We start from the raw sequence: 24484 nt of genomic DNA on the forward strand, positions 1-24484 counted from the left end.
CTGATTCCCTATGCCAGGGACTGAAGGCGTCGTTATGGGTGCGGCCGAGGCGTGTCCGCCCAGGCCGACACGGCTGGCGGACCGTCGGCTTGCGCCGGGGCCGACGCGGGCGGCGGGAACTGGCGTGTCGTCTGTGGGGGCCTCCCTGGGGGAATCTGATTCCCTCAGGGTTCCCCTCACGGACTCGACGAAACGGACATGATGGCGTCAGCTGGGCATTTCGACCGTTCTGGCGTCCTTTGTGGACGGTCGGCAGGCGTGGGGCCGCGCGGCTGAAGTCCCCGGCATGGGACGCGGATTCCCGCACGGAGTCCTTCACGGACGATCACCGATGGCCCGTTGCGGCCAACCCCGGGACCCCTCCCTGACCGCTCGGCTACTTTCCGGCGCTGTGAACGAAAGCAGTCGGCGCAACGGAAGATGGCGCCGCCGGGCACCAGCGGCGGTGCTCGCGGCCGTCGTGGTCGGGGCGGTGCTCGTGGCGGTCACCGGCGCGGCGCGGTCGCTGCCCGGGATGCGGGTGCTGCCCGGCGGGCACTGGGTCTACAACTCGGTGCTGCAGGCGGCTTTCCACCTCGACGGGGGCACCGCGGCGATCGACGCGCAGGCCCCGGTCCCCGGCGACCAGGGCAGCCAGGTCGTGCAGGGCGACACCAGCGGCTACGTGGTCGGCGACCAGCGCATCACCCGGTTCGGCAAGTCCGACCTGAGCGCCGGGCCGTCGGTGCGGCCGCCGTCCGGCGAGGTCCCGGCGGCGGTCGAGACCGCGGGCGGGCCGTATCTGGTGTACCGCCAGGCCGGGCAGATCGTGCGGCTCGGCGAACCGCCCGCGACGATCTCCGCGGGCGGCCCGGTCGGCACTCCGGTCGCGACGGCGGACGGCACCGTGTGGCTGTTCCGCACCGGTTCCGGGCTGCTCTGCCGGCTCGACAAGGGCGCGGACCAGGTGTCGTCCTGCCCGGTGGTGCTGCCGTCCGGGCACGGCGGCGGGCTCACCCTGGTCGGCGACCAGCCGCATTTCGTCGACGCCACGGACGGCACCGTGCACAGCGTCGCGGGCGGCCAGCTCGGCGACGCGGTGGCGATGGGCCTGCCGCCGTCGAAGGAACTGCGCGCGGCGGCGAACGACGTTTCCGGGCGCGTGCCGCTGCTCGATCCGCAGGCGAACCGGCTGTACCTGGTCGATCCGGCGCCGAAGCCGGCCAAACCGGTCACGGTGCCGTTGCCCGCCGGGCAGTACGACGGCCCGGTGGCGGGCGGTTCCGTGGTCGCGCTGGTCGATCGCGCCGCCGGGACCCTGTACACCTTCGACGCCACCGGCAAGCAGTCCGACGCCAAACCGCTCCCGCCCGGTCCGGCCCGGCTGGCCCGCGGCGAGGACGCGCGCATCTACGTCGACGGCGGCCAGGGCACACACGTGCTGGCGGTCGGCAAGGACGGCAAGGTCGCCGACGTCCCGGTGGTCCCGCCGCCGGCCGGGAAACCGGACCAGCCGGCGCCGAACCAGCCCGCCCCGAACCAATCCGTCCCGAACCAGCCGGTGCCGCCGCAGCCGAACGCCCCGCCGCAGCCGAACGCGCCGCCGGCGGAACAGCGCGGCGTGGCCGACGGACGGTCCGGGCCGCCGGATCGCAACGCGGGCAACGGTCCCCGCCACGAACCGCAGAGCCAGAAGCCGCCGCCGAAGGAGAAACCGCAGCCGCCCGCGGTTCCGGCGAGTCCGCCGGGCGCGCCGCCGAACGTGTCCGCGTCCGGCGGTGCGGGCTCGGCGACCGTTTCCTGGGGCGCCGCGGCGAGCAACCGGGCCGCCGTGTCGTCGTACGAGATCAAGTGGGCGGGCGGCTCGAAGACCGTCGGCGGCGGCACCCGGCAGGCCACGATTTCCGGTCTGCGCAACGGAACCCGCTACACCTTCACCGTCACCGCGTCGAACAAGGCGGGCACCGGACCGGGTGCGTCGGCCTCGGCGACCCCGGCTGCCGCGGCGTCCGCACCGGGGCTGACCGTGACGCGCAGCGGCGGCGACGGCGCCTCGCTGTCCTGGACGCAGCCGGACCTCGGCGGCGGATCGCTGGTGCACTACGAGGTTTCCGGCACCGGGCTGGGCTCGAAGACCGTCGGCGGCACCAGCACCGAATACGGCGGGCTGGCCGCCGGCCGGTCGTACACCTTCACGGTGCGCGCGGTGACCAGGACGCCGGACGGCGAAACCCGCACCGGAGCCGCGTCGTCGAAGACGCTGAGAATCCCGGCGCGGAGCGTCAAAATCAGCCAGGGCGGGCCCACCACCAGCGACAACTGCCACGAGAACTGCGCGAAGGTGAACGTGACGGTCTCCGGGTTCCCGCCGGGCAGCGAGGTGTCGCTCCGGCTCAGCTCGGACAGCAACCCCAATGTCCGGACCGAATCCACCCGGGCCAACGGCAACGGTTCGGTGTTCTACGACGAGCTCAACTACGACCGGCCCGGCCAGAAAATCTGGGTCACCGTGACCGCCGCGGACGGCACCAGTGTCCAGTCCAATACGATCACCTGGGAATAGGCAGATGACGCAAGCACTTTCGCCCGGCACCGTCTACCAGCGCGTCGCCGCGAGTGTCCACAGTGTACTGCGGGGCAAACCGCACGCGGTGCGGCTCGCGGTGGCCGCGCTGTTCGCCGAGGGGCACCTGCTCGTCGAGGACGTGCCGGGCGTCGGCAAGACGACGCTGGCCCGCTGTCTCGCGCGCAGCGTCGGCGGGTCGTGGAACCGCATCCAGTTCACCCCCGACCTGCTGCCCGGCGACATCACCGGGGTGCCGGTGTACCGCCAGCGCACCGAGCGGTTCGAGTTCCGCCCCGGCGGGGTGTTCGCGAACGTCGTGGTGGCCGACGAAATCAACCGCGGCACGCCGAAAACGCAGTCCGCGCTGCTGGAGGTGATGGCGGAGCGGACGGTGACGGTGGACGCGGTGCGGCACGAGGTGCCCCGGCCGTTCCTGGTCGTCGCGACGCAGAACCCGATCGAGATGGCCGGCACCTACCGGCTGCCCGAGGCGCAGCTGGACCGGTTCCTGATGCGGCTGGAGATCGGCTACCCGGATCTCGCGAGCGAGGTCATGGCGATCATGGGGGAGTGCGCCGGGGTCAGCCCGGACGAGCTGTCGCCGGTGGTCGACCTGCCCGCGCTGCAGAACACCATCGCCAAGGTCCGCTCGGCGCACGTCGACCGCGCGATCTGCGAGTACGCCGCCCGGCTCGCCGCCGCGACGCGCGGGCACAGCGCGCTGCGCTACGGGGCGAGCCCGCGCGGCAGCATCGCGCTGATCCGTGCCGCACAAGGGCTTTCGGCCACCTACGACCGCGCGTTCGTGACCCCGGACGACATCAAGGAGGTGGCGCATCCGGTTCTCGCGCACCGGCTGATCCTCACCACCGACGCGGAACTGCACGGCCGGAGCCCGGCGAGCGTCGTCGACGAGGTGCTCGAGGCGACGCCCGCGCCCGCCGCGAGCGGGGCGGGCGCCTGATGGGCAGGCTGACCGGGCGGGGCATCGGGGTCCTGGCGGCCGCGGCGGTCCTGTTCGGATTCGGCCAGTTCGCCGGCTACCCGGTGTTCCTCGCGATCGCCGGCGCCGCCGCGGGTGCGGTGGGTTCGGCGGTCGTGGTGACCGGGCGGCGGCCGCGGGTCGCGGTGGCGCGCGAGCTGTATCCGGACCGGGTGGAACGCGGCTGTCCGGCGTTCGCGCGGCTGCGCGTGCACAATCCGACCGGACGTCGGCAGGCCGCCTTTAGCGCGGTCGACCGGATCGGCTCGGCCACGCAGGTGGTGAGCGTGCGCGCGCTCGCGCCGAACGCCGAGGCGGTGCAGCACTACGAACTGCCCACCACAGTCCGCGGCAAGCACCGGGTCGGCCCGCTCACGCTCGACCGCGGCGACCCGCTCGGGCTCGGCCGTCGCACGCTCGCCACCGGGGAAACCGCGACGCTGCGGGTGTATCCGCGGGTGCACGCGATGCGGGCGCCGAAGGGCGGCCGTCCCCGGCACCACCACGAGGGCGCGGCGGTCGACGAGCGGCTGCGCGGTTCGTTCGACCTGCGCGAGGTCCGCGAGTACGTGCCCGGCGACGAGGTCCGGCACCTGCACTGGAAGGCCACCGCGCGGACCGGGCAGCTGATGGTCCGCGACTACGTCGATCCCGACCAGCCGCGCTTCACTGCGGTGCTGGACACGCGGCTGCGCGGCCCGGTTCTGGAGGAGGCGGTGGACCTCGCCGCGTCGCTGGCCGCGTCGGCGGCGGGCGACGACCAGCCGGTGCGGCTGGTGACCCCGGGCGGGCTCGACCTCGACACCGGCGGCGGCACGACCGCGTTGCGGCGGCTGCTCGACGCGCTGTGCGAGGTCGGTCCGTCCGGCGCGGACGCGCCGCTGGTGCCGGACGAGCTGATCCGGTCCGGGGTCGGCGGGCTGGCGGTGGTCACCGGTGGTGCTTCGCCGGAGGACCGGGCCGCGCTGGCCGCGTTGCGTGCCCGGTACGCGCCGGTCTTCGTGTTTGTGCTGGGTGCGTCTTGCGCTGGGATTCCCGGCGCGACAGTGCTTTCCGCGCCGGACGCGGCGGAGGCAAGCCGTCGGTGGAATGCCATGCGGGTTGGGGTCTCGTGAGTGCCTATGCCGGTTCTAACCGGCATCGCCACTCACGACTGCCCACCACGCTCCTGCTCCTCGCCACCGGCTTGGCCGGGATGGGCTGGGTGCCGGTGTTCGGTGCCGGGCCGCTGGCGCTGCCGATCGGCGTGACGCTGGTGGTGTGCTTCGCGGTCGCCGAACTGTGCGCGGCGGTGTCCGCGCTGGCGCCGTGGCGGCCGGTGCTCGCGCTCGCGGCCGGGCTGCTGGCGCTGGGAGAGCTGGAGTTCGGCCCGGACCTGCCCGGGCCGCGGATGCTGGGCGGACTGCTCGACGGCGTCGTCCAGTCCTGGCAGCTGACCCTGCAGTCGACCTGGCCCGCACGGCCGGATCCGGAGCTGCTGCTGTTCGTCCCGCTGGCGGTGCTGTTCGCGTCGGTGCTGGGCGTGGAGCTGCTGCGCCGTCCGGCGGTCGCGCTGCTGCCCGGGCTGGCGGTCCTGGGATTGAGCCAGGCGTACGTCGCGTTGTCCGGTCCGGTGGCCACGGTGTCCGGGCTGGCTTACGTCGTCGTGGCGGGCGCGCTGCTCGCGGCGACCCGGCGGCAGGGCAGCCGCGCGGTGCTGCTGGTGCCGACGGCAGTGTTGGCAGTGGCTGTTTCGGTCGGGATCACCGCGTTCGATCAAGGCGCGCAACCGCCATTGGCGCTGCAGCACGAAGCGGTTCCGCTGCCGCCGATGCGCGTCGAAGACCCGCTCGGCCAGATCGCCGAGCGGCTCACGCATCCGGCGGCACCGGTGTTCAGCTACTCAGGGGCGTCCCAAGTCGACCGCTGGCGGATCGCGGTGCTCGAAGACTTCGACGGGGTCACTTGGCGGGCCGGCGACGGCTACCGGCGGCTGGGAGCTTCGCTCGGCGAGGCCCGGCACCACGCGCGGATCACCGTGCCCGCCTCGACGGACGGCCCGTGGCTGCCGAGCCAGGCCGAACCCGCCGCGGTGACCGGGATCGCGCCGCTCGTCGACCCGGGCACCGGCGTGCTCCTGCTGCCCGGCCGCACCGGCCCGGTCAGCTACGACCTCGGCTGGCGGGAACCGGCTCCGGCCGCGCTGCTGGACGCCGGGATCGACCCGGCGGCGGTGACCGGCGGCCTCGGCCAGGTCCCGCCCGGGGTCGCCGAGCTGGCCCGGACCGCGACCGGCGGGCTGCGGCCGTCGTTCCGCTCGGCGCTGCAGCTGGAGCGGTACTTCAGCGAGCACTACCGGCTCGCGACCGGCCCGCGCCTGCCCACCGGGAGCGGCTGGGCACAGCTGCGCACGTTCCTCTTCGGCGCCAAAGCGGGCACCAGCGAACAGTTCGCCGCGGCGTACGTCGCGCTCGCCAGGGTCACCGGCATCCCGGCCCGGATCGCGGTCGGATTCCACGCCCCGGCAAGCGGTTCCGGGCCGGTGACCGTCCACAATGGAGACGTGCTGGCCTGGCCGGAGGTCGCGGTGGCCGGCGTCGGCTGGGTACCGCTCGACCCGGCGGGCGCGGCGACCAGCGGTGCCGGGCAGCAGCCCGCCGGGGCGCTGGCGCAGGTGACCGCGCGGGCGCGGGCCGAGCTGCCGCCCCCGCCGCAGCTGCACGATCCGGACACGCCGAAGGACGATCCGGCCGCCGGCGAGGCGGCCGCCGAGGGCCCCGCGTTCCCGTTCCCGCCGCAGTGGCTGCTGGCCGGGGCCGTCGGACTGTCGATGCTGCTGGTCGCCGCGATCCCGCTGTTGCGGACGCTCCGCACGGCCCGGCGGCGTCGCCGCACGGGCGCGGACGGTGTCGTCGCGGCGTGGCGGGAGGCGCGAGATTTGCTGCGGGCACGGGGGATCGCGGTCCCGCCCGGTGCGACCGTGCGCGAGATGACCGGGCTCCTTCCGTCCACAGCGGACAGATCGGCGGCGGAAGGGCTGGAATGGCTGGCGCGGCAGGTCGATACGGCGCTGTGGTCCGGGGCGGATACGGACGACCGCGCGGTCGAACAAGCCTGGACCGCGGTGCGGGCGCTGCGGAAGGGGCTAGCGGGGGAGCCGTGGCGGGTTCGGCTGCGGGCTTCGTTCGAGGTGCGCAGCCTGCTCCCGGTTCCGGCGTGACCGGTTGGTGCCAGCGGCCTCCGGTCGCCGGTCAGCCTGCGGAGACTGGACGGCATGACTGCCGAACCTGACTCCATCCGCGCGGCCTATCGGGCCTTCGCCGAAATCCAGGGCTCCGCTGAGTCGGAGGACCGTTTTGTCGCTGCGATCGTGGGCTATGACCATGATCTCCGGGAATTGTGGCTTGACCCGCGTGCGCTTCGTGATCGGGATGCGGCGTCTTTGGCCGCGCGTGTCCTGCGCACGGTGCAGGCGGCGACGGAGGACGCTGACCGTCGCGCGTTCGGGGTGGCTCAGCCGTTTTTGCCGCCGGGTACCGGGTTCGCGGATGTGGATCTGGCGTTCGATCCGGTGCTGGCGGAGGTGGAGCGGCGCGCGCGGCAGTGACATCTGTCCGGAAGGCACCGGGTCGAAGACGCGTCCTCGACCCGGTGCCCGCTATCGCACCACGTGATAGATGCTCGCCGCGGTATTAAGCGAGGAGCTGACGTTCTTCTCCTCCTCGGACGGCTTCCCGCCGAACTGCTCGGCGATCGCCGGAGCCTGCGGCAGCGCGCTGGCCGCCTGGTGCCCCGCCGTCGCGACGCCTTGGCCGAACTCCGCGCTCTTGCCGAGCTTGTCCGCCACCTGCTGCCCGGTGTACTGCCAGGCCTGGGCCGGCATCGAGCCTTCGCGGGTGGCCGCGTTCACCCCGGACTGGAACACGTCCGCCGCGCCCGGCCCGCCGAGCACGTTTGGCGCGGCCGCCGCCTCGAAGGCTCCCCTGGCACCGGCGCCGAGCACCTTGAGCGCGCCGTAGCCGCCGGCCGCGTCTCCGGCGAGCGCGACCCAGTCCCAGGCCGTCACGGACTGGTTCGGGTCCTGGCTCTTGTCGAGCATTGCCTTGCCGTGCGCGAGGAACGCCACCAGGCTCGCCGCGACCGTGATCGGCACGGCGACCGGTGCGGCCGGGGTGAGCGACAGGGCGCCGCCGATGCCGGCCAGGATCGAGGCGTAGTCGCCGACCTTCTGGTAGTCCAGGCCCTTCTCCGGCGCGGCGGCGGGCGGAGGAGGTGCGGCCTGCTGGCCGCTCGCGACCCCCGAGATCCGGGAAACGGCTTGGTCCAGCAGCTTTTTCACCTCGGCGGCGACTTGCTTGACGAGGTTCTCCGCCGCGGCCTGCCCGGCACCGCGCGGGAGATGCAGGTACGACGAGTAGACGCTGATGTTCGGCGTCACCGCGTTGGCGATGTTCGTCTTGGTCGTCTTGACCTCGTCGGCGAAGCCGGTGACCGCGGCCGCCATCTTCCGCATCGACTGCCCGGCCTCGGCCGCCGCCTTGCCGGTCTGCGCGGTCTTGCCGGCGAACGCGGTGCCCGCCGGATCGCCCCACGCCTGGCTGATGCCGCTGGTGTCCTTGCTGCCCGCCGCGGTGAATCCTTCGGCGGCTTTCGTCCAGCCGTCGGCCAGCTTCGCGACCGCGTCCTCGTCGGTCTGCGGCCACCCGGACAATGCCTTGACGCGCGGCCAGAAGCCGAATTCGGCGGAGGGTTCGGCGATCGGCATCGTGGCTCCTTACCGTCGCACGGCGGACATCGCGCCCGCCGCGTCCGCGTCCCGCCGGGCGTAGTCCGCCGCACAGCTCGCGCCGACCTCGGCGAGCTGCCGGTAGAGCGCGGGGATCCGCTCGGCGGCGGTCCGGACGGCTTGGCTGGCCGCGGTGTAAGGCCGGCGGAAGGCGTCGGCGAGGGGGCCGGTGCCGATGGCAGCTTCGCCGCTGGCGATGGTTTGCGCGCTGTTTTGACAGGCGGCCGCGACTTGCTGCCCGGTTTGGCTGAGCTGGCGGAGGTGCTGTTGCAGGGCATCGGTGTCGAGGTGCACGCCCGCCGCGGTCATGACGGGTCTCCGGGCAGCAGCCGCGTGGTCAGCTCCCCGACCCGTCCCGCCGCCGCGACCCCGGCGGCCCGGACGGCCTCGGTGATCGTGTGCGCGACCGCGTGCGAGTCGCCGAGCCGGTAGATCCTCGGGTCCAGGTCGAGGGCGAGCAGTTCGCCGCGGCCGCCGACGGTGGCGTGGACCAGCCCGTCCGGCGAACCGGCCTCCCCGCGGATGTCGGGCAGGCCGTCGCGCAGCGCGCGCAGGCCGTCGGCGATTCCTTGCCAGTACGCGTGATCGTCCATGATGTCCTCCCTTTTCCGCCCAGAGTCGCCGAGTCCGCGCCGGAACGGATCGCGGTGACCGCTTCCGGCCACCCGCCTCCGCCGGGCCCGCCGCGCGGGGACCATGGCCGCACCATGAACCGATTCCTCGCCCTGCTCGTGCCAGTCCTGCTGGTCTCGGCGGCGCCGCTCGCGGAGGCGGCGCCGCCCGCCGGGGTGTGCGCGCACGCTGATCCCGCGCATTCGCCGGTCGTCCAGGAACCGTGGGCGCAGCAGCTGCTCGGCCCGAAGCGGGTGTGGCCGTCGACCACCGGCGCGGGCGTGCTCGTCGCGGTCGTCGACTCCGGGGTCGACGCCGATCATCCGCAGCTGAGCGCACCGGGCAAAGTGCTGCCCGGCCGGGACTTCTTCTTCGCGGGCGAGCTGCCCGGCGACTTCGACTGCGCGTCGCACGGCACCGCGGTCGCCTCGATCATCGCCGCCGATCCCGCGTCCGGCATCGGGTTCTCGGGGATCGCGCCCGGCGCGCGGATCCTGCCGGTGCGGGTCACCGACCGTTCGCTCAACGACAGCGGCGAACCGCAGCCGATCGCCCCGGAGGCGGTCGGCGCGGGCCTCCGCTACGCCGCCGACCAGGGCGCGAAGGTGATCAACCTGTCGCTGTCGGGCTACGGCGACCTGCCGCCGATCCGGGACGCGGTCGCCTACGCCCAGTCGAAGGACGCGCTGATCGTCGCGGCGGCGGGGAACCGGCAGGAATCCGCGGCCGGTTCCGCCTCGTTCCCGGCGAGCTATCCCGGGGTGCTGGGCGTCGGCTCGATCGACATCGCCGGGGCGCGGGACGACAGTTCCCAGATCGGCCCCTACGTCGACCTCATGGCCCCGGGCAAAGGCGTCGTCGGCGCGACCCGTGTCGGCGGCCACGATTACTGGGAGGGCACCAGTTTCGCCGCGCCGTTCGTCGCGGGGACCGCCGCGCTGGTGCGGGCGGCCTGGCCGTCGCTGACCGCGCAGCAGGTGGCGCAACGGCTGATCGCCACCGCCGACGTCGCGCGCGGCGGTGCGGGCAGCCCGGCCTACGGCGCGGGGGTCGTCGATCCGTACCGGGCGGTCACCGAAGGGCTTTCCGGTACGCCCCAAGCGCTTCCGGCGGTGCCGCCGCAAGCCGTCGACGTCGCCGCGCAGCAGGAGCACGCGTGGTGGGCGCGGACCGGTGCGTCGGCGAAACTCGTTGCCGGAGCGCTGGTTCTGGCGATTCTGCTGGCGGTGCTCGGCGCGGCCGTCGCCGTGCGCGGACGCCGGCGGCGGTGGCGGGCCGGGCGATCGGCCGCGAAACCCCGTGCTCTCGTGCGCGAGGAGCCGCCCGAGGAGATGTTCCTGTTCCCGCCGCCCGCGGTCGAGCGGGCCGAGCCGTCGTGGAGGAAACCATGAAACGTCCGATCGCCGGAGCGGCGCTGGTGCTGGCGCTCGGCGGCTGTTCGGCGGAACCGCCGGACCAGCGGCCGGTCACGCTGCCCGCACCGACCTCGACCCCGGCTTCGACCTCGGCCGCTCCGACCACGTCGAGCAGCCCGGCCACGCCAGCCGGACCAGCGCTGGACTCGCAGCCGATGACCGCGGCGGACGGCAAGAACGTCTCCGCGTGCCGCCGCCGTTCGTGCGAGGTGCTCGTGCATGCGGGCAGCGAGCTGAGTTTCGCCACGAGCAACGGTCCCGGGGCGGCGGTGGTGGCCAGCGTCGGCCCGGAGGGGATCGTGCTGGGGGTGTCCGCGGGGATCAGCGGGCAGATCTCGTCCGGGCCCACCGCGGGCGAGTTCGCCTCGATCAACGACGTGAAGTTCGTGCTGGCGGCGGCGCGTCCGGGAAGCGGCGTGCTCCGGCTGGTCCGCGGGTAGGGGGTCGTGAGCGGCTATGCCGGTCAGAACCGGCATAGCCGGGAACCTAAGCCGCGTCGCCTCGGCGCGCTTTCGTCCACAATGGACGACAACCGCACCGAAACGCCCGATTGATTCCTGTCTGACCGTATCTTCACGTCCGTGAGGGGAACCCTGAGGGAATCTGATTCCCTCAGGGTTCCCCTCACGGACCGCAAACCCGCTCCGGCACCGTCAGCGCCGGCTTAAGCTACGCGGCATTGGGTTGGAACCGGCATAGCCGCTCATGACGTCCTAGATGGTGACGCTGCCGACCCGGGCCTTGGCCGAGGCGAGCGCCTGCTGCAGCTCGCCGTTCGCCTTGACCACGCCGCCGCGCAGTGCCTGCAGCATGTCCTGCTGTGCGGTGGAAACCTGCTGCCAGGCCTGGTTCACCTCGCTGAACTGGCCGCCTGCCTGGTCCAGCCAGTCGTTCGCGGTGGCCCCGGACGCGGTGCGCCAGGTGTCCATCTCCTGCTGCACCTTGCCGACCGTCGCCATGATCTGCGACGAAAGGTGGTCCAGCTGCCCGAAGTTGCCCTTGATCAGCATGTCATCCTCCTGCCGTGTTCAGCGCGCCGCCGAAGGGCGACATCCCGCCCGCCGCGTGCAGGCCGGACGCGCTGGCCTGGTCGGCCATGTCGTAGGTGTGCGAGGAGTACTTGGTGTTCTCGCCGAGGTGGTTGAGCGCCGCGACGAGCCGGGTGATGCCCTGTTCCCAGTTCGCGTGCGCGGCGTCGAACGCGGGCCGCGCGGTGCCCTCCCACTGGCCCTTCAGCGCCTCCACGGTCGGCCGCAACTGAGCCTGGTGGGACTGGATGTTCGTGGACACGGTGCCCGCCATCTGCGCACCGCGCTGCAGGCTCTCGGTCACGCCGTGCAGCTGATCGCCGTTCGGCATGGGCTCGCTCCTTTCCTCGTTTCCGTTGGTGGATGCCCGGGCGCGTCGCGCCCGCGAACCGACGCTAGATCCGCGCCCGCCGCCGCCGGGCCGGCGAGGCCTCTTCCTGCCACGGACGCCCTGGCGCGCCGCCGGGGCGTGATGATCGCGGCAGGAGAGAGAGAGGAGACCGTCGTGGCGACAGTCGTGGTGCGCAGGCCGATCCGCCGCCCGGCGCCGGAGATGCCGTCGGGCGAGCTGGTGCTGGACGCGCCGCCGGAGCTGCCCGCCGCGCCCGGCCGCGGCTGGGCGCAGGTGCTGATGGTGCTGCCGATGGTGGCGATGATGGCCGCGATGGTGCTGATGTTCAGCGGCACCGGGTCCAGCGGCACGATCCGGTACGTGGTGCTCGGGCTGTTCGGCGTCGCGATCGTCGGCATGCTGGTGCTGTCGTTCCTGAACGGCGGCGGCGCGTCGAAACGCGAGATGGGGCACGCGCGCCGGCTGTACCTGCGGGGGCTCGCGCAGCATCGGATGCGCGTCGCGCGCACGGCCCGCCGGCAGCGAGAAGCATTGTGGTACTTGCATCCTGAACCGGACGCGCTGTGGTCGGTGGCGGCGAGCCACCGGCTGTGGGAACGCCGCCGGACCGACCCCGACTTCGGCGCGGTCCGGATCGGCCTCGGCGAGCAGAGCCTGGCGACCGCGCTGATCGCGCCGGACACGAAGCCGCTGGAACAGCTGGAACCGTTGTCCGCGCTGGCGTTGCGCCGGTTCATCACGACGTACTCGGCGATCGGCGGGCTGCCGCTCGCGCTCGCTGTCGACGGGTTCGCCCGGATCCACTTCGACGGCGACCAGCGGCGGGCGGCCGCGCTGGTGCGGGCGATGCTCGCCCAGCTCGCCGCGCTGCAGTCACCGGACGACCTGCGCGTCGCGATCTGCGCCGGACCGGACGAGGCTCCCGGCTGGGAATGGGTGAAGTGGCTGCCGCACGCGCTGCACCCGGAGCGCACCGACGCGCTCGGCCCGCTCCGGCTGGTCGCGAACTCGATCACCACGCTCGAAGCGATGCTGGACGACGTGCTCGCCGACCGGCCCCGGTTCGACCCGCAGTCCTCGGCCCGGGTGTCCGGGCCGCATCTGGTGGTCGTGCTGGACGGCGGTTCGTTCGCCGGCTCGGACCACCTGATGACCGCAGGCGGCGTCGAGGGCGTCACCCTGCTCGACTTGACCACCGAGCCGCCGAACACGCCGGAGCCGACCGTGCTGGTGCTCGACGTCGCGGCGGACGGCACGCTGACGAACGACACCGGGGAAGCGGAAACCGTGCTGGGACAGGCGGATCAGCTGCCGGTCCCGGCGGCGGAGGCGCTGGCGCGGCAGCTGGCCCCGCTGCGGCTCACCGCGGCCGCGCGCGGCGAACAGCCGCTGAGCGCCGAACTGGGCCTGGAAAGCCTGCTGGAACTGGGCGATCCGTTCGCGTTCGACCCCGCCGACACGTGGCTGCCGAGGCCGAGCCGCGACCGGCTGCGCGTGCGGTTCGGCATCCGGCCGGACGGCACGCCGATCGAACTGGACCTCAAGGAGTCCGCGCAGGACGGGATGGGCCCGCACGGGCTGCTGATCGGGGCGACCGGGTCGGGCAAGAGCGAACTGCTGCGCACGCTGGTGCTCGCGCTGGCGATCACGCATCCGCCGAACACGCTGAACTTCGCGCTGATCGACTTCAAGGGCGGCGCGACCTTCACCCGGCTGGACAAGCTGCCGCACACCAGCGCGGTGATCACGAACCTCGCCGAGGAGCTGCCGCTGGTCGACCGGATGACCGAGGCGATCAACGGCGAGCTGATCCGGCGCCAGGAACTGCTGCGCGCGGCCGGGAACTTCTCGTCGCTGCGGGACTACGAGAAGGCCCGCACCTCCGGCGCGCCGCTGCCCGAGGTGCCGACGCTGCTGGTGGTCTGCGACGAGTTCAGCGAATTGCTGTCCGCCCGCCCGGATTTCATCGACATGTTCGTCCAAATCGGACGGGTCGGCCGCTCGCTCGGCGTGCACCTGCTGCTCGCCTCGCAGCGGCTGGAGGAGGGCAGGCTGCGCGGGCTCGACACCCATCTGTCGTACCGGATCGGGCTGCGGACGTTCTCCGAGATCGACAGCCGGGTCGTGCTGGGCGTGACCGACGCGTTCACGCTGCCCCGCGCGCCCGGGCACGGGTTCCTGAAGTTCGGCGACGAACCGATGGTCCGGTTCCGCTCGGCCTACGTGTCCGGCGTCCACGCCGCCGGGGCAGCCCCGGTCGGTTCCGGACCGGTGCAACTGCCCGGGATGCAGGTCTACTCGACAGCGTACGTCGCTCCGCCCGCCGAGGAGGCCGAAGCCGAACAACCGGGCGAGGACCCGGACGAGGCGATCGGCGAGAGCCTGATGGACATCCTGGTCGACCGGTTCGCCGGCCGCGGCTCGCCCGCCCACCAGATCTGGCTGCCGCCGCTGGCCGAACCGCCCACAATGGACAGTCTGCTCGGACCGGCCACAGTGGACGGAAAACGCGGCCTGCAGGCGGGCGACCCCGGTCTCCGCGGTTCGCTCAAGGCCGTCGCCGGGGTTGTCGACCGGCCGCTGGACCAGCGCCGGGACCCGCTGGTGCTCGACTTGTCCGCGGCCGCCGGGCACGTGGTCGTCACCGGCGCGCCACGGTCGGGCAAGAGCACCGCGCTGCGGTCGATCATCGCGTCGCTCGCTCTCACGCACACGCCCCGCGAGGTGCAGTTCTACTGCCTGGACTTCGGCGGCGGTTCGCTGGCTTCGCTGCGCGGGCTGCCGCACGTCGGCGGGGTCGCGGGACGGCAGAACGCGGGCGCGGTCCGGCGCACGGTCGCCGAAGTGTCCACTGTGCTCTCCGAGCGGGAACGCCGGTTCGCCGAGGACGAGATCGACGGGATGGCGGTCTATCGGGAACGCCGTCCGGAAGACGACCGCTACGGCGACGTCTTCCTGGTGGTGGACGGCTGGCCCACGCTGCGCAAGGATTTCGAGGACCTGGAGGACCTGATCGCCGCGATCGCCGCGCGCGGCCTCGCCTACGGGGTGCACCTGGTGGTGTCGTGCTCGCGGTCGTTCGATCTGCGGCCGAACGTGCGGGACCTGTTCGGCAGCCGGATCGAGCTGCGGCTCGGCGATCCGGTCGACACGACGGTGGACCGGATGAGCGCGCTGAACGTGCCGGAGAACTCGCCCGGCCGCGGCATCGCGAGCACCGGGCACCAGCTGCTGATGGCACTGCCCCGGCTCGACGGCCGGGACACCGCCGACGATCTCGCGGCCGGAGTGTCCGATTTGGTCAGTGCGGCCGCCGGGGCGTGGCAAGGGGAACCGGCGCCGAACGTCCGGCTGCTGCCGGCGAAACTGGCCTACGAAGCGCTGCCGCCCCGCGACGATCCGGCCAAGCACCAGCTCGCCGTCGGCATCGCGGAACAAGACCTGGCCCCGGTCCGGCTCGATTTCGCCGCCGATGCGCACCTGCTGCTGCTCGGCGACGCGGATTCCGGCAAGACCGCTTTCCTGCGCACGCTCGCACGGCGGATCACCACGTCGTACTCGCCGGACCAGGCCCGGATCCTGCTGGTGGACCATCGGCGCGGCCTGCTCGGCGAGGTCGAGGGGGACTACCTCCTCGGCTACGGCACCGACCTGGCCACCACCGCCCGGCTGATGAACGACGCGGCGCGCGCGATGGCCGAACGGCTGCCCGGCCAGGACGTGACGCCGGAGCAGTTGCGCGCCCGGAGCTGGTGGCAGGGCCCCGAACTGTTCGTGCTCGTGGACGACTACGACCTCGTCGCGTCGGTGATGGAGAACCCGTTCCTGCCGTTGATGGACTACCTCGCGCAGGGCCGCGACATCGGGCTGCACGTGGTGCTGACCCGTCGCACCGGCGGCGCCGGGCGCGCGCTGTTCGAACAGTTCCTCGCGCGGGTGCGCGACGTCGGCTCGCCCGGGCTGATGCTGTCCGGCGACCGCGAGGAGGGCCCGCTGCTCGGCGGGCTGAAACCCGAGTCCCTGCCGCCGGGGCGCGGCAGGCTGATCACCCGTCGCGAGGGCGCCCGGCTGCTCCAGCTGGCTTGGCTGCCGCCGCGCGAGTGAGGCGAAAGTGACCGGATCGGCGCAAGGAGGCGAAAAATGGCAGCAGAACTGAGCGGGGTCCCCGACGCGATGATGAAGTTCCGCCCGCAGCCCCCGGCAGGGGGCCTCGGCGGCGGGGGCGCGGCCGCGACGAGCGGCGGGATGCCCGAGGGCACGGCGTTCGCACAGGCGGAGCGGCAGTCCGCGGAGCAACTGCAGAAGTTTCTGGAGCAGGTGAAGACAGGGTTCGGGCACTACGCTTCGACCGCTCGCGTAGCGGCGGAGGAGTACCTGAAGGCGGACCAAGCGGGAAAGGAGGCACTCTCGAACAACCTGTCCCCGTTGAAGCCGGGGGTGCCGATCGGGCCGGGAGTGCTCGGGCCCTTCCTGCCGGGAGCACCGGGGGTGACCCGATGAGCGGGTATCGCGGGATGCAGATCGCGGCGCAGATCCAGATCATGAACGGCACCAAGCCGCTCCAGGCGGTCGCCGACCAGGCGGCCGAGATGTGGCGGCAAGCGAAGAACCAGCTGACCGGGGCGTCGAGGTCGCTGCAGCAGCAGCTCAAGGCGTTGGAGCCGGACTGGACCGACGCGGCGGGCACCGGGCTGCAGCGGCGCGGCGGGAAGAGCGTCGCGGACATCGATTCCTGGACCGCTGGCATCGATCAGGCGGTCTCTGAGCTGGGAACCCTGTCCGCGAAGATCGCCGAGGCAGGCAAGTGGTTCGACGACGTGACCAACCGGCTGCTGGGACTGCTGGTCTCGCCGGAGGAGATGCAGCGGCTGGCCGAGCAAGGAGCGGCGAAGCTGGAAGACCTCGCCGGGACGTTCGACCGCGCCGCCAAGGCCGTCACCGCCACCAAGGGCAACGACTGGAGCGGCCCGCTCGGCTCCGGCGGGGGCGGTTCCGGCGGTGCTGGCAGTCCTGGCGGCGGTGCGGGTTCGCCCGGCGGTGCGGGTGCGGGCGCGGGCGGACAGCAAGGGGCGAGCGGTTCGTCCGCCGGCGCCGGGCAGGGCGGCGGGGCGCAGCCGGGCGGTGCGGAAGGCGGTGACCAGCCCGGTCAGTCCGGTGACCAATCCGGCGGCCTGCCCGGTGATCAGCCGCAGCAGCCCGGCTCACCCCAGATCCCGTCCCCGGGACAGGACCCGTCGCTGTCCGGACTCGGCGGTGCTTCCGCGCCGGTCGCGCCGCCGGCCCTCCCGCCGCTGCCGCCGTTGTCGGCTCCGCCGCCGTCCTTGCCCGGCGGACTGCCGCTGCCGATGGGCGGCTTGGGCGGACTCGGCGGCCTCGGCGGTGGCTTCGGCGGTGCCGTACCCGGGGTGAAACTGGGCGGTGGCGGCCCGAAGCCGCCGCAGCCCGCGTTCCCGCTGACGCAGCAGGCCGCGACGCTCCCCAGCGGCCAGGCACCGAAGCTCCCGGAAGCCGGACCTGCGCAGCCGTCCGGCGGCAGCGGTGGCGGCGGCATGCCGATGGCCCCGATGTCCGGCCTCGGCGGCCTGTCCGGCGGTGGCGGCGGGACACCGGGTTCCGGTGCGGCGCAACGCCCGCCGTCCGGCCGCGGCCCGCGCCGGACGAACCCGCCCGGGCTGCCCGCGTCCCTGCGCGGCAAATCCGGCCGGACCGACCCGTCGGCGTTCGCCCCGCTGGCCCGCGCGTCCCGCCGGGAACGGGCGGACGACCGCATGACTGTCGAGGTCCTGGACGACGACCTGTGGCAGGTGACCGAACCGAGCGCGGCGGGCCAGACCGCGCCGGGGCGATCGGCCCGCTGACCGGGAGTGAGGCGGCACCGCCGATGCGGCGGTGCCGCCTTTTCGGGCGCGGGGCCGATCGTGGGCGGGCTGGGGTCGTGAGTGTTAATCCCGGTTCTAACCGGGATTAACACTCACGACCCCCTCGGAAGGCCGTTCTGCTCCGGCGTGGTGCGGGACCGTTTCGCACTGCCGGGCGTGTTGGCTCGCTGACGGGGCCTGGGTGGGCCGCCGAACGGCGGTGGTGCTGCGGGACAGCGGTGGTGTGGCCGAACACCGGCCGTGCCGCCCGGACAGCGGCGGTGCCTCCGGACGGCGGCGTTGCCGCCCGGACAGTGGCGGTGCTGCTGGGCGGCGGCGGTGCCTCCGGACGGCGGCGGTGTTGCCGGACAGCGGCAGCGCCGTTTTTCGGCGCAGGGCGGGCCGCCGGTGTGCATCGCTCGTACACGGCGGGCGACTGTGCGGCTGTCGGGCTGGGGGTCGTGAGTGGCTATGCCGGTTAGAACCGGCATAGCCACTCACGACCCCTCAAGCCCCGCCGCACTCACCACTGCTTCAAAGCCGCGTCCCGGTCCAGCCCCGGCCCCTGCGGCACCCTCGCCACCAGCGCAGCCGGGACGCGCACCGGGCGGATTCCGGCGTAGCCGAGGGTTTCCAGCACATCCGGCCGCCCCAGTGGGTACGCCCGCCCCAGGTCGGTCACCACCGCGTAGGTTCCGGCGGGGGCGCGGTCGCTTGCCATCGCCTCCACGACCGCCGCCGTGCCGGGGGGAACTACGACCTGGTCGGCGAGCGCGACGCCGCCCTCGGTGCGGGCCGCGGTGGTGGTCGCGGGCGGGGGCAGGACGTTGTCCACGCTGACCGAGGGCACGAACGAAGCGGGGGCGAACGACAGGCAGACCCGGCCGGAAGCGGCGGGGGCGAAGTCGGGACGGGCGTGCGGCAGGTCGCGGGCGGTCGGGGCGGGGCGGTCGGCGACTTTCGCGCCGCTCAGTTCGATCGGGCTCAGCCGCACCGGGAACGGTTCGGCTCCGCCGTACGCGGCGGTCGTCGGGCGGTAGGCGCGCTGGATTTCGTACTCCAGCGGGGTGATGGGCCGCAGCTGGCCGGGTTCGGCGAGGTAGTGCTGGTTGTCCATGGCCAGCAGTTGCCCGGCTAGCAGGTCCGCGCGTCCGGGCACCGCTTGCGAGGGTTTGCCCTTGTCCGGCAAGGGGATCGGGGCGACGGCGGTGCCTTCGGGCAGGACGTCGACGACAGCCGCGCCGACGCGGGTGACCGGGGCCGAGCCCAGGGCCAGGCCGACGGCGACGGCGTCTTCGGCGGCGATCCGGTGCCGGTAGCCGCCGGAGAGGAGGTATTCGTCGCCGCTTTCCGGGGTTCGCACCAGCAGTCCGCGAGGGCCGAGCGGGGTGCCGGGCGGTTCGTGGCCGACGAACAGGGCCGAGCGGTACGCGGTCGCGCCGGAGAGGTCGGTGCCGGGCTGGGAGCAGAGGGTCCAGCCTTGGCCTAGCACCCGGTCCGCGGTGGGCAGTGCGTCGGGGGCGTCCTGGATGCCGATCCGCGGTCCGCGCGGGACGCCGGCCAGCGATTTCGCGGACACCGACGTGGTCTGCGCGGGCGAGCCGAGGGCCAGCAGCGCTGAAGAGTAGTTCGCGACGGGATCGAGTTTGCCGTTGAGGTAGACGTACCGGGTGCCGGTTTCCTTTTCCACGATTACGGATTTCCCGTCCTGCCAGCTGCGGTCGCCGCCGGGGGAGAGCAGCCCGTACACCCCGGTCGCGCCGAGGGCGAGCACTGCCAGCACGATTCCGGCGATCGCCGACGCCGACGGCAGCCGGAACGGCGGCTGTTCCGGATCGGTCTCCCGGGTCACCAGCGCCGAAACCGTGCGCTGCAGCAGGAATTGGTGGGCTTGCAGCCGATCGCGTGCGGTGGCCATCTCAGCCGCCCAGCCCGCGCAGGTAGCCGTAGAGGCCGAGCACCGCGCACACTGTCGGGACGACCGCCAGCACCACGACGGCTTCAAGCAGTTCGGCGTAGCGGCCCCAGCGTGGGCTGGAGTCCTTGGTGCTCCGGCGAAGTCCGATGAGGACTGTCGCGGCGCAGAGTCCTAAAAGGACGGGTGCGGCGGCGCGCAATGGGCCGGCGGCTAGCAGCGGGCCTAAGGCGAGCGAACCGGCGCCGAAACCGGCGGCCAGCAGGAGCGCGAGTCGCTGGGCCAGGACCGGGTGGAGCCGGGCGCGCAAGGTGAAACCGGCGGTGAGCAGGCCGGTGACTATTAAGGCCGAGGTCTGTCCGTCGCGTACCAGGACGAAGATCGCTGGGACGACGGCGAGGACGACTCCGCAGACCATGCCGGTGAGCAGGCCGTCGGCGCGCACGACGGTCGCGTACACGGCGGGGCGCGGCGGCTGCGGTTCGTCGCGCAGGAGGTCGGCGGTTCCGCGCGGGAGGACTGGGATCGGCATCCGCGCGGCGCGGATCGACAGCGGGGCGAGCAACGGGGAGAACGCGAGCCCGGCGCCCGCGACGATCGCCGCGGCTCCGGTGGTGCCGATCGTTCCGGTCGTCGCCAGCCAGCCGCTGAGCATTCCGAGGAGACCGGCCGTCGCGCCGGCGACGAACAGCGCCGGTCGCTCGACGACGCCGAGCAGGCCGAGAACCGCGGCGAGCAGCAGGGCCGCGCCGGCCGCGATCAGGTGCGGCGCGCCGAGACCGGTCAGCGGACGGTCGCCGGCGAACAGCAGTCCGCCGCCAGCGAAGGCGAATGGCAAGGCGGCCGCGCCGAGCACTGCGCCTGCCCCGGCGTCACCGGCCGCGCGCGCCAGTGCTACCCCTGCCACGAGTAGCAATGCCGCGCCGCCGAGTGCCCAGGCCGCTGGGCCGGGCCACGGCGGTCCGGCGGTGAGGAGCGCGACCAGCGCGAGCAGTGCGGCGATCGCGCCCGCAGTGAGCCCGGCCCGCCGGGTGTGCGCGGGTTCCCAGGCGCTGCTGGCGCGTTCGGCACCGGCGGCGATCGCGGCGACCAGGTCGTCATATTCCAGTTCCGGCCATTCGGTGCGGGCGGGCACGAGGTTGAGCACCTCGCCGTCGAGGACGCGGTGCGAGGACAGCGTGCCGGAGCCGTCGAGGGCGGTGCCGTCCGAACGGCGCAGCACCCATCCGCCGTCCGGCACGCCTTGGTCGGCCAGGTGCTCGCCGGCGTGCTGCAGCAGGCCGGGCATCAGCTCGGCGATCGGGGACCGCTCCGGCAGGGTCAGGTCGACGCGGCGGGCCGGGGCCGCCACGGTCACCCGGACGAGGCCGATGGTGGGCATCGCGGATCTTCCTCTCGGAGCGGGCGGCAGCAACCTGCCGGAGCGGCCGCGCACGGCTGGGATTTCTCCTACCATGAAGACCCGGCCGCGACGGCGGAACCGGGTCGGCAGCTAGCGGACACGGAGGTCGGCGGTGCGAGGCGAGACGGCGGGCGGCGGCTGGACTCCGCTGGGCAGCGGGCCGGCCGCCGCCGTGTACTCCGGGTCCGCCGGCGGGGTTCCGGTGGCGCTGAAGGTCTTCCCGGCCCGGTTCGACCGCGCCACACTGTCCACAGTGGAGAAAGAACGCGGCAGGCTGCGCGAGGTCGCCTCGGCGCTGCCGGTGCACGCGGTCGACCAGCTGCCCGACGGACGGCACGCGCTGCGGATGGAGCTGTGCCCGCAGTCGCTGGCCGCGCTGCTGTCCAGGGTGGGCAGGCTCGGCCCGGCCGACGCGGCGGTGCTGGGCCACGCGGTCGCCGCGGCGCTGGCGGGCGCGCACGCGGCGGGCGTGGTGCACGGCGGGGTGAAGCCGTCGAACGTGCTGTTCCGCGCGTCCGGCGAACCGGTGCTCGCGGACTTCGGCGTCGCGCTGCGCCAGGCGTTCCCGCGCGATCCGATGGAGTCGCTGGAATTCCTGGCCCCGGAGACGCTGCGCACGGAAACCTTGGACGAACGCACCGATCTCTACGGATTGGGCGCCCTGCTGCACCTCGCGCTGACCGGCCGCCCTCCGCTGCCGGGCCGGCTGGGCGAACCGGCGGGGGAACGCGTCCTGCGGGTGCTGCGCACCCCGGTGCCCGCCATCCACGAACCGGGCGTGCCGGTCGAACTGTCCACAGTGGTCGGCAGGCTGCTCGCGCCGGACCCGGCGAACCGCCCGGCCGACGCGGGCTGGGTCGCGGACCGGCTGGGGGAGATGATCGCCCGGCTCGCCCCGCCGGCGCCGGTGGTTGAGCCGCCGGGTGCCGCGCCGTCCGATGCCGGGCCGTCGAGCGCCGGGCCGCCCAATGTCGCGCCGTCGAGTGCCGCGCCGCCCGATGCCGTGCCGCCCAGTGCCGCGCCGTGGAGCGCCGAACCCGCGCCGGAACCGGCTTTCGACGACTTCGGCGGGGCTCCGCCGGTGCGGCTGCCGCCGTCGGTGGTCGCCGCGCTGCCGGAAGCCCCGCCGGACCCGGACGACTTCCCGGAACCGCCGCCCACCGGCGAGCCTCCGGGGGAAACCCAGCGCGAAGCCCCGGGCGAAACCCCGCGCGGGACCGGACGGCGGATCCGGCTGGACTTCGTCGCCGGGGGACTGGTCGCGGCGGCAGTGGCGGGCGTCGGGCTGGTCATGGTGCTCACCAGCGGATCCGACGACCTCACCACGGTCGCGCGCACCCCGCCGCCCGCTCCCGCTCCGGCCGCCGCCGCGCCCGCCGTCGACGTCCGGCTGGACCAGCCCGCGGACCGCGGCACGCAGGTCACGCTCACCTGGAGCAGCAGCTCCGGCGCGGTGGACTACGCGGTGATCGTCGCGCCGGAGGGCGAGCCCAACAAGGCGGTGCTGGCACAACGCCAACACACCCTGACCGTTCAGGTCGATCCCTTGCGCCGCTACTGTTTCGAGGTGCAGGCGACCGACAGCCAGGCCGTCTACCGCAGCGAACCGCAGGCCATCCGGGGCGCGGTCTGCCACCGGTGAGCACGCTCCACGACCCGGTGAACCCGGCTGGCGCGAACGGGTTTCGCGGCGAATAGTCGAGGCTGGGCACCCGGCAGGGGAAGGAGCGGACATGGACGGCCTGGAGCTGACCCACGGCGAATGCGTCCGGCTGCTCCGGTCCCCCGAACGAGGCCGCGAGGCGATCGTCGCGTTCGACGGCCGGACGCCGGTCCCGCGCGCCTGCCTCCTCCTCGACGCGGGCGACGTGCTGATCCCGACCGGACCGGACAGCGGCCTCGTCCGGGTGGCGGCGCTGCGCCCGGTGTCGCTGGAATTCACCGACCGGGACAAGGACGGACGGCTGCGGTGGACCGTCCGCGGAATCGGCCTCGCCCGGCCGATGACCGGGCTCGACGTGCCGCATCCGCTGCCGCGCAGCACGGTGCTCGCGGCGGTGCCCGACGCGTTCCGCAACGGAGTCCGCGTCGTGGTGGCCCGCTATCGCGGCAATCGGCCGGTGATTCCCGCCCCGCGTGCTGAGGAATGAGGAAAAACGCACGAAAGGATTCGGCGGCCGCGGATTCTGCCGTGCGACTCGCGATTTTTGTGGCCGTTTTCGAGCTGTGAGGGGAACCCTGACGGAATCAGGGTCGGTGAGGGTTCCCCTCACGGACGGTCGAGGGCCAATGCCGGAGACTTAACGCGGCTTGCGGGTGCGGTCGAGGCGTATCTGCCCGGCCGATGGGGCTCGGCCCGTGGCGGTTCAAGCGCCGTTTTCGGGGCTGTGAGGGGAACCCTGAGGGAATCAGGGTCGGTGAAGGTTCCCCTCACGGACCGCAGGCGGCGCCGCGGTCACCCCGCCGCGAAAGTAGGCCGTCCGTCGTGTTCGCGGTGTTCCGGCAGGAGGTCGCTGAGCGTGGGGGACGGGGCGAGGCCGAGTTCGTCGTGCAGGACCCGGCGGCATTGCTCGTACTGCCACAGCGCCGCGCCGCGGTTTCCGGCTGCCAGGTGGGCTTTCACGAGCACCCGGTGGGCGCTTTCCCGCAGTGGTTCCGCGCGCACCGCGGCGAGTCCGGCGGCGACCGCCTCTCCGTGCCGTTCCGCCGCGGTCAGCCGTTCGGCCATCGCCTCCAGCGCGTGCAGGCGGAGCTGGTGGTACTGCTCCTGTTCGATCAGCACCCACTCGCTCTCCGACCACTCCGGCAGCAGATCCGCGGAAAGCTCGGCGCGCGTTTGCGTCGTGAGGATGTCGTCGCACGGGTGCGAGCAGTCGAGGAGCCGGTGCGCGCGCAGCACCGCACCGTGGATGTCGACGTGGATGTGCTTGGCGATCGCCACTTCCTGCGCGGACGCGTCGATCACCTGGTGCCCGGTGCGCGTCGCCCGCCACAGCGACGAGCGGAGATTGGCGTTCGCGCGCGAGACCGTCGTGTCCGGCCACAGCATTCCGGCCACGTAAGCGCGGCTGCGCGGCATGTCCTGCAGCGCGAGGAACGCGACGAGCCGTTGCGCGCTGGACGAAATCGAGATGCGGCTCGGGCCCGCGGACAACGCGAAGCCTTTGAGCAGCCGCAATGTGATGCCATGCGTGATGTCATGGGCCGTTTCCGCGATCATCGCACCCACCCCGGACGATGTTTTGGGCCTTGGCGACCGTTTTCTCCTGCTGAGGATCCCCAAGTCCATATTACGGAGCAATCCATGATCGTGTGGTCGCCGCCGGACTGCCGGGAGATCCTATGAGCGCCGGCGTCACCGGTCCGTCTCAGCGGCGTCACCTGTCCGGTTCGAGCAGCGTGTCCAGCCACGCCTGCACGGCGGCGTGCACCTCGTCGGCGGTGCTCGCGGCGAGCGGCGGGGCCGGTCGCGCGCCGGTCGTGCGGAGGATGCGCGCCCGGAACGCGCCCGGCGCGCCTTCCGCCCACACGCGGAGGATCAGCGTGCCGGAGTGCTCGAAGGGTGCCTCCACAGCGAGAAGGATGCCGTGCTCCTGTCACTCCGGCGTTG

General features: G+C 73.3%; 21 protein-coding genes. 12 read left to right on the plus strand and 9 right to left on the minus strand.

The genetic code is table 11. The features are described 5' to 3' along the window. Positions 1 to 391 precede the first annotated feature (391 nt). From ACFSVL_RS09570 to ACFSVL_RS09590, 5 genes are read left to right on the plus strand one after another with little or no spacing between them, the layout of a single operon-like run. Entirely contained in the window at positions 392 to 2542 is a 2151-nt protein-coding gene (locus ACFSVL_RS09570) for a fibronectin type III domain-containing protein (RefSeq protein WP_378302545.1), read from the plus strand. 4 nt (positions 2543 to 2546) lie between these two features. Next, a complete protein-coding gene (locus tag ACFSVL_RS09575; RefSeq protein ID WP_378302547.1) occupies positions 2547 to 3509 on the plus strand; it encodes an AAA family ATPase in 963 nt (320 codons plus the stop codon). Continuing rightward, positions 3509 to 4642, plus strand: coding sequence for a DUF58 domain-containing protein (locus ACFSVL_RS09580; protein WP_378302549.1), 1134 nt, complete (start codon positions 3509 to 3511; stop codon positions 4640 to 4642). Before ACFSVL_RS09575 ends, ACFSVL_RS09580 begins: the two co-directional genes overlap by 1 nt. After that, positions 4639 to 6726 (plus strand): transglutaminase family protein, encoded by a 2088-nt coding sequence (locus ACFSVL_RS09585; protein WP_378302551.1) that lies wholly within the window; start codon positions 4639 to 4641, stop codon positions 6724 to 6726. The genes ACFSVL_RS09580 and ACFSVL_RS09585 overlap by 4 nt, the downstream gene beginning before the upstream one ends. Positions 6727 to 6780: 54 nt before the next feature. Continuing rightward, positions 6781 to 7113 (plus strand): YbaB/EbfC family nucleoid-associated protein, encoded by a 333-nt coding sequence (locus ACFSVL_RS09590; protein WP_378302553.1) that lies wholly within the window; start codon positions 6781 to 6783, stop codon positions 7111 to 7113. Between the two features lie 51 nt (positions 7114 to 7164). On the opposite strand, the gene ACFSVL_RS09595 is transcribed toward ACFSVL_RS09590, so the two are convergent. Genes ACFSVL_RS09595 through ACFSVL_RS09605 form a run of 3 tightly spaced genes read right to left on the minus strand, consistent with a single transcriptional unit; the run spans position 7165 to position 8885 of the window. Next, entirely contained in the window at positions 7165 to 8271 is a 1107-nt protein-coding gene (locus ACFSVL_RS09595; protein ID WP_378302555.1) for a WXG100-like domain-containing protein, read from the minus strand. 9 nt (positions 8272 to 8280) lie between these two features. Then, positions 8281 to 8601: a type VII secretion target gene (locus ACFSVL_RS09600; RefSeq protein WP_378302557.1), complete on the minus strand. Its 321-nt coding sequence runs from the start codon at positions 8599 to 8601 to the stop codon at positions 8281 to 8283. Continuing rightward, complete coding sequence (locus ACFSVL_RS09605; RefSeq protein ID WP_378302559.1) at positions 8598 to 8885, minus strand: YbaB/EbfC family nucleoid-associated protein; 288 nt, start codon at positions 8883 to 8885, stop codon at positions 8598 to 8600. The genes ACFSVL_RS09600 and ACFSVL_RS09605 overlap by 4 nt, the downstream gene beginning before the upstream one ends. Before the next feature lie 114 nt (positions 8886 to 8999). Between ACFSVL_RS09605 and mycP the strand changes: the two genes are divergently transcribed. Then, positions 9000 to 10295 carry a type VII secretion-associated serine protease mycosin gene (gene mycP, locus ACFSVL_RS09610; protein WP_378302561.1) on the plus strand — a complete coding sequence of 432 codons (1296 nt, stop codon included), beginning with the start codon at positions 9000 to 9002 and terminating at the stop codon, positions 10293 to 10295. Next, positions 10292 to 10759, plus strand: coding sequence for a hypothetical protein (locus ACFSVL_RS09615; RefSeq protein WP_378302563.1), 468 nt, complete (start codon positions 10292 to 10294; stop codon positions 10757 to 10759). The genes mycP and ACFSVL_RS09615 overlap by 4 nt, the downstream gene beginning before the upstream one ends. A gap of 273 nt (positions 10760 to 11032) precedes the next feature. Here ACFSVL_RS09615 and ACFSVL_RS09620 read toward each other — a convergent pair whose 3' ends face one another. Continuing rightward, positions 11033 to 11329 (minus strand): WXG100 family type VII secretion target, encoded by a 297-nt coding sequence (locus ACFSVL_RS09620; protein WP_378302565.1) that lies wholly within the window; start codon positions 11327 to 11329, stop codon positions 11033 to 11035. A gap of 1 nt (position 11330) precedes the next feature. After that, entirely contained in the window at positions 11331 to 11678 is a 348-nt protein-coding gene (locus tag ACFSVL_RS09625) for a WXG100 family type VII secretion target (RefSeq protein ID WP_378302567.1), read from the minus strand. A gap of 174 nt (positions 11679 to 11852) precedes the next feature. Between ACFSVL_RS09625 and eccCa the strand changes: the two genes are divergently transcribed. Genes eccCa through ACFSVL_RS09640 form a run of 3 tightly spaced genes read left to right on the plus strand, consistent with a single transcriptional unit; the run spans position 11853 to position 17557 of the window. Continuing rightward, positions 11853 to 15803, plus strand: a complete 3951-nt coding sequence (gene eccCa, locus ACFSVL_RS09630; protein WP_378302569.1) for a type VII secretion protein EccCa — start codon at positions 11853 to 11855, stop codon at positions 15801 to 15803. A gap of 36 nt (positions 15804 to 15839) precedes the next feature. Continuing rightward, the gene (locus ACFSVL_RS09635; protein ID WP_378302571.1) at positions 15840 to 16199 is read left to right on the plus strand and encodes a hypothetical protein; all 360 of its coding nucleotides are present in this window, start codon (positions 15840 to 15842) and stop codon (positions 16197 to 16199) included. Further along, positions 16196 to 17557, plus strand: a complete 1362-nt coding sequence (locus tag ACFSVL_RS09640; RefSeq protein ID WP_378302573.1) for a hypothetical protein — start codon at positions 16196 to 16198, stop codon at positions 17555 to 17557. The genes ACFSVL_RS09635 and ACFSVL_RS09640 overlap by 4 nt, the downstream gene beginning before the upstream one ends. A gap of 523 nt (positions 17558 to 18080) precedes the next feature. Here the strand turns inward: ACFSVL_RS09640 and eccB are convergent. Both eccB and eccD read right to left on the minus strand, forming a co-directional pair. Continuing rightward, positions 18081 to 19475 carry a type VII secretion protein EccB gene (gene eccB, locus ACFSVL_RS09645; protein WP_378302575.1) on the minus strand — a complete coding sequence of 465 codons (1395 nt, stop codon included), beginning with the start codon at positions 19473 to 19475 and terminating at the stop codon, positions 18081 to 18083. Position 19476: 1 nt separating this feature from the next. After that, entirely contained in the window at positions 19477 to 20853 is a 1377-nt protein-coding gene (gene eccD, locus ACFSVL_RS09650) for a type VII secretion integral membrane protein EccD (protein WP_378302577.1), read from the minus strand. 133 nt (positions 20854 to 20986) lie between these two features. Between eccD and ACFSVL_RS09655 the strand changes: the two genes are divergently transcribed. Together ACFSVL_RS09655 and ACFSVL_RS09660 are read left to right on the plus strand one after the other, a co-directional pair. Then, positions 20987 to 22516, plus strand: coding sequence for a serine/threonine protein kinase (locus ACFSVL_RS09655; protein ID WP_378302579.1), 1530 nt, complete (start codon positions 20987 to 20989; stop codon positions 22514 to 22516). Positions 22517 to 22607: 91 nt separating this feature from the next. Next, positions 22608 to 23024, plus strand: a complete 417-nt coding sequence (locus ACFSVL_RS09660) for a hypothetical protein (protein ID WP_378302581.1) — start codon at positions 22608 to 22610, stop codon at positions 23022 to 23024. Between the two features lie 305 nt (positions 23025 to 23329). Here ACFSVL_RS09660 and ACFSVL_RS09665 read toward each other — a convergent pair whose 3' ends face one another. After that, the gene (locus tag ACFSVL_RS09665) at positions 23330 to 24094 is read right to left on the minus strand and encodes an AfsR/SARP family transcriptional regulator (RefSeq protein WP_378302583.1); all 765 of its coding nucleotides are present in this window, start codon (positions 24092 to 24094) and stop codon (positions 23330 to 23332) included. A 157-nt stretch (positions 24095 to 24251) separates the two neighbouring features. Further along, entirely contained in the window at positions 24252 to 24446 is a 195-nt protein-coding gene (locus tag ACFSVL_RS09670; protein ID WP_378302585.1) for a hypothetical protein, read from the minus strand. Positions 24447 to 24484: the final 38 nt, after the last annotated feature.

This window comes from Amycolatopsis silviterrae (assembly GCF_042684085.1).
GTDB classification, from domain to species: domain Bacteria; phylum Actinomycetota; class Actinomycetes; order Mycobacteriales; family Pseudonocardiaceae; genus Amycolatopsis; species Amycolatopsis silviterrae.

Excerpts from the sequence above, each read along its gene's own strand:
- eccD (WP_378302577.1), bottom strand. The coding sequence starts at position 20,853 with ATGCCCACCATCGGCCTCGTCCGGGTGACCGTGGCGGCCCCGGCCCGC.
- ACFSVL_RS09580 (WP_378302549.1), top strand. The coding sequence starts at position 3,509 with ATGGGCAGGCTGACCGGGCGGGGCATCGGGGTCCTGGCGGCCGCGGCG.
- ACFSVL_RS09665 (WP_378302583.1), bottom strand. The coding sequence starts at position 24,094 with ATGATCGCGGAAACGGCCCATGACATCACGCATGGCATCACATTGCGG.
- mycP (WP_378302561.1), top strand. The coding sequence starts at position 9,000 with ATGAACCGATTCCTCGCCCTGCTCGTGCCAGTCCTGCTGGTCTCGGCG.
- ACFSVL_RS09625 (WP_378302567.1), bottom strand. The coding sequence starts at position 11,678 with ATGCCGAACGGCGATCAGCTGCACGGCGTGACCGAGAGCCTGCAGCGC.
- ACFSVL_RS09575 (WP_378302547.1), top strand. The coding sequence starts at position 2,547 with ATGACGCAAGCACTTTCGCCCGGCACCGTCTACCAGCGCGTCGCCGCG.
- ACFSVL_RS09600 (WP_378302557.1), bottom strand. The coding sequence starts at position 8,601 with ATGACCGCGGCGGGCGTGCACCTCGACACCGATGCCCTGCAACAGCAC.
- ACFSVL_RS09605 (WP_378302559.1), bottom strand. The coding sequence starts at position 8,885 with ATGGACGATCACGCGTACTGGCAAGGAATCGCCGACGGCCTGCGCGCG.
- ACFSVL_RS09590 (WP_378302553.1), top strand. The coding sequence starts at position 6,781 with ATGACTGCCGAACCTGACTCCATCCGCGCGGCCTATCGGGCCTTCGCC.
- ACFSVL_RS09660 (WP_378302581.1), top strand. The coding sequence starts at position 22,608 with ATGGACGGCCTGGAGCTGACCCACGGCGAATGCGTCCGGCTGCTCCGG.
- ACFSVL_RS09595 (WP_378302555.1), bottom strand. The coding sequence starts at position 8,271 with ATGCCGATCGCCGAACCCTCCGCCGAATTCGGCTTCTGGCCGCGCGTC.
- ACFSVL_RS09615 (WP_378302563.1), top strand. The coding sequence starts at position 10,292 with ATGAAACGTCCGATCGCCGGAGCGGCGCTGGTGCTGGCGCTCGGCGGC.
- ACFSVL_RS09635 (WP_378302571.1), top strand. The coding sequence starts at position 15,840 with ATGGCAGCAGAACTGAGCGGGGTCCCCGACGCGATGATGAAGTTCCGC.
- ACFSVL_RS09620 (WP_378302565.1), bottom strand. The coding sequence starts at position 11,329 with ATGCTGATCAAGGGCAACTTCGGGCAGCTGGACCACCTTTCGTCGCAG.
- eccB (WP_378302575.1), bottom strand. The coding sequence starts at position 19,475 with ATGGCCACCGCACGCGATCGGCTGCAAGCCCACCAATTCCTGCTGCAG.
- ACFSVL_RS09640 (WP_378302573.1), top strand. The coding sequence starts at position 16,196 with ATGAGCGGGTATCGCGGGATGCAGATCGCGGCGCAGATCCAGATCATG.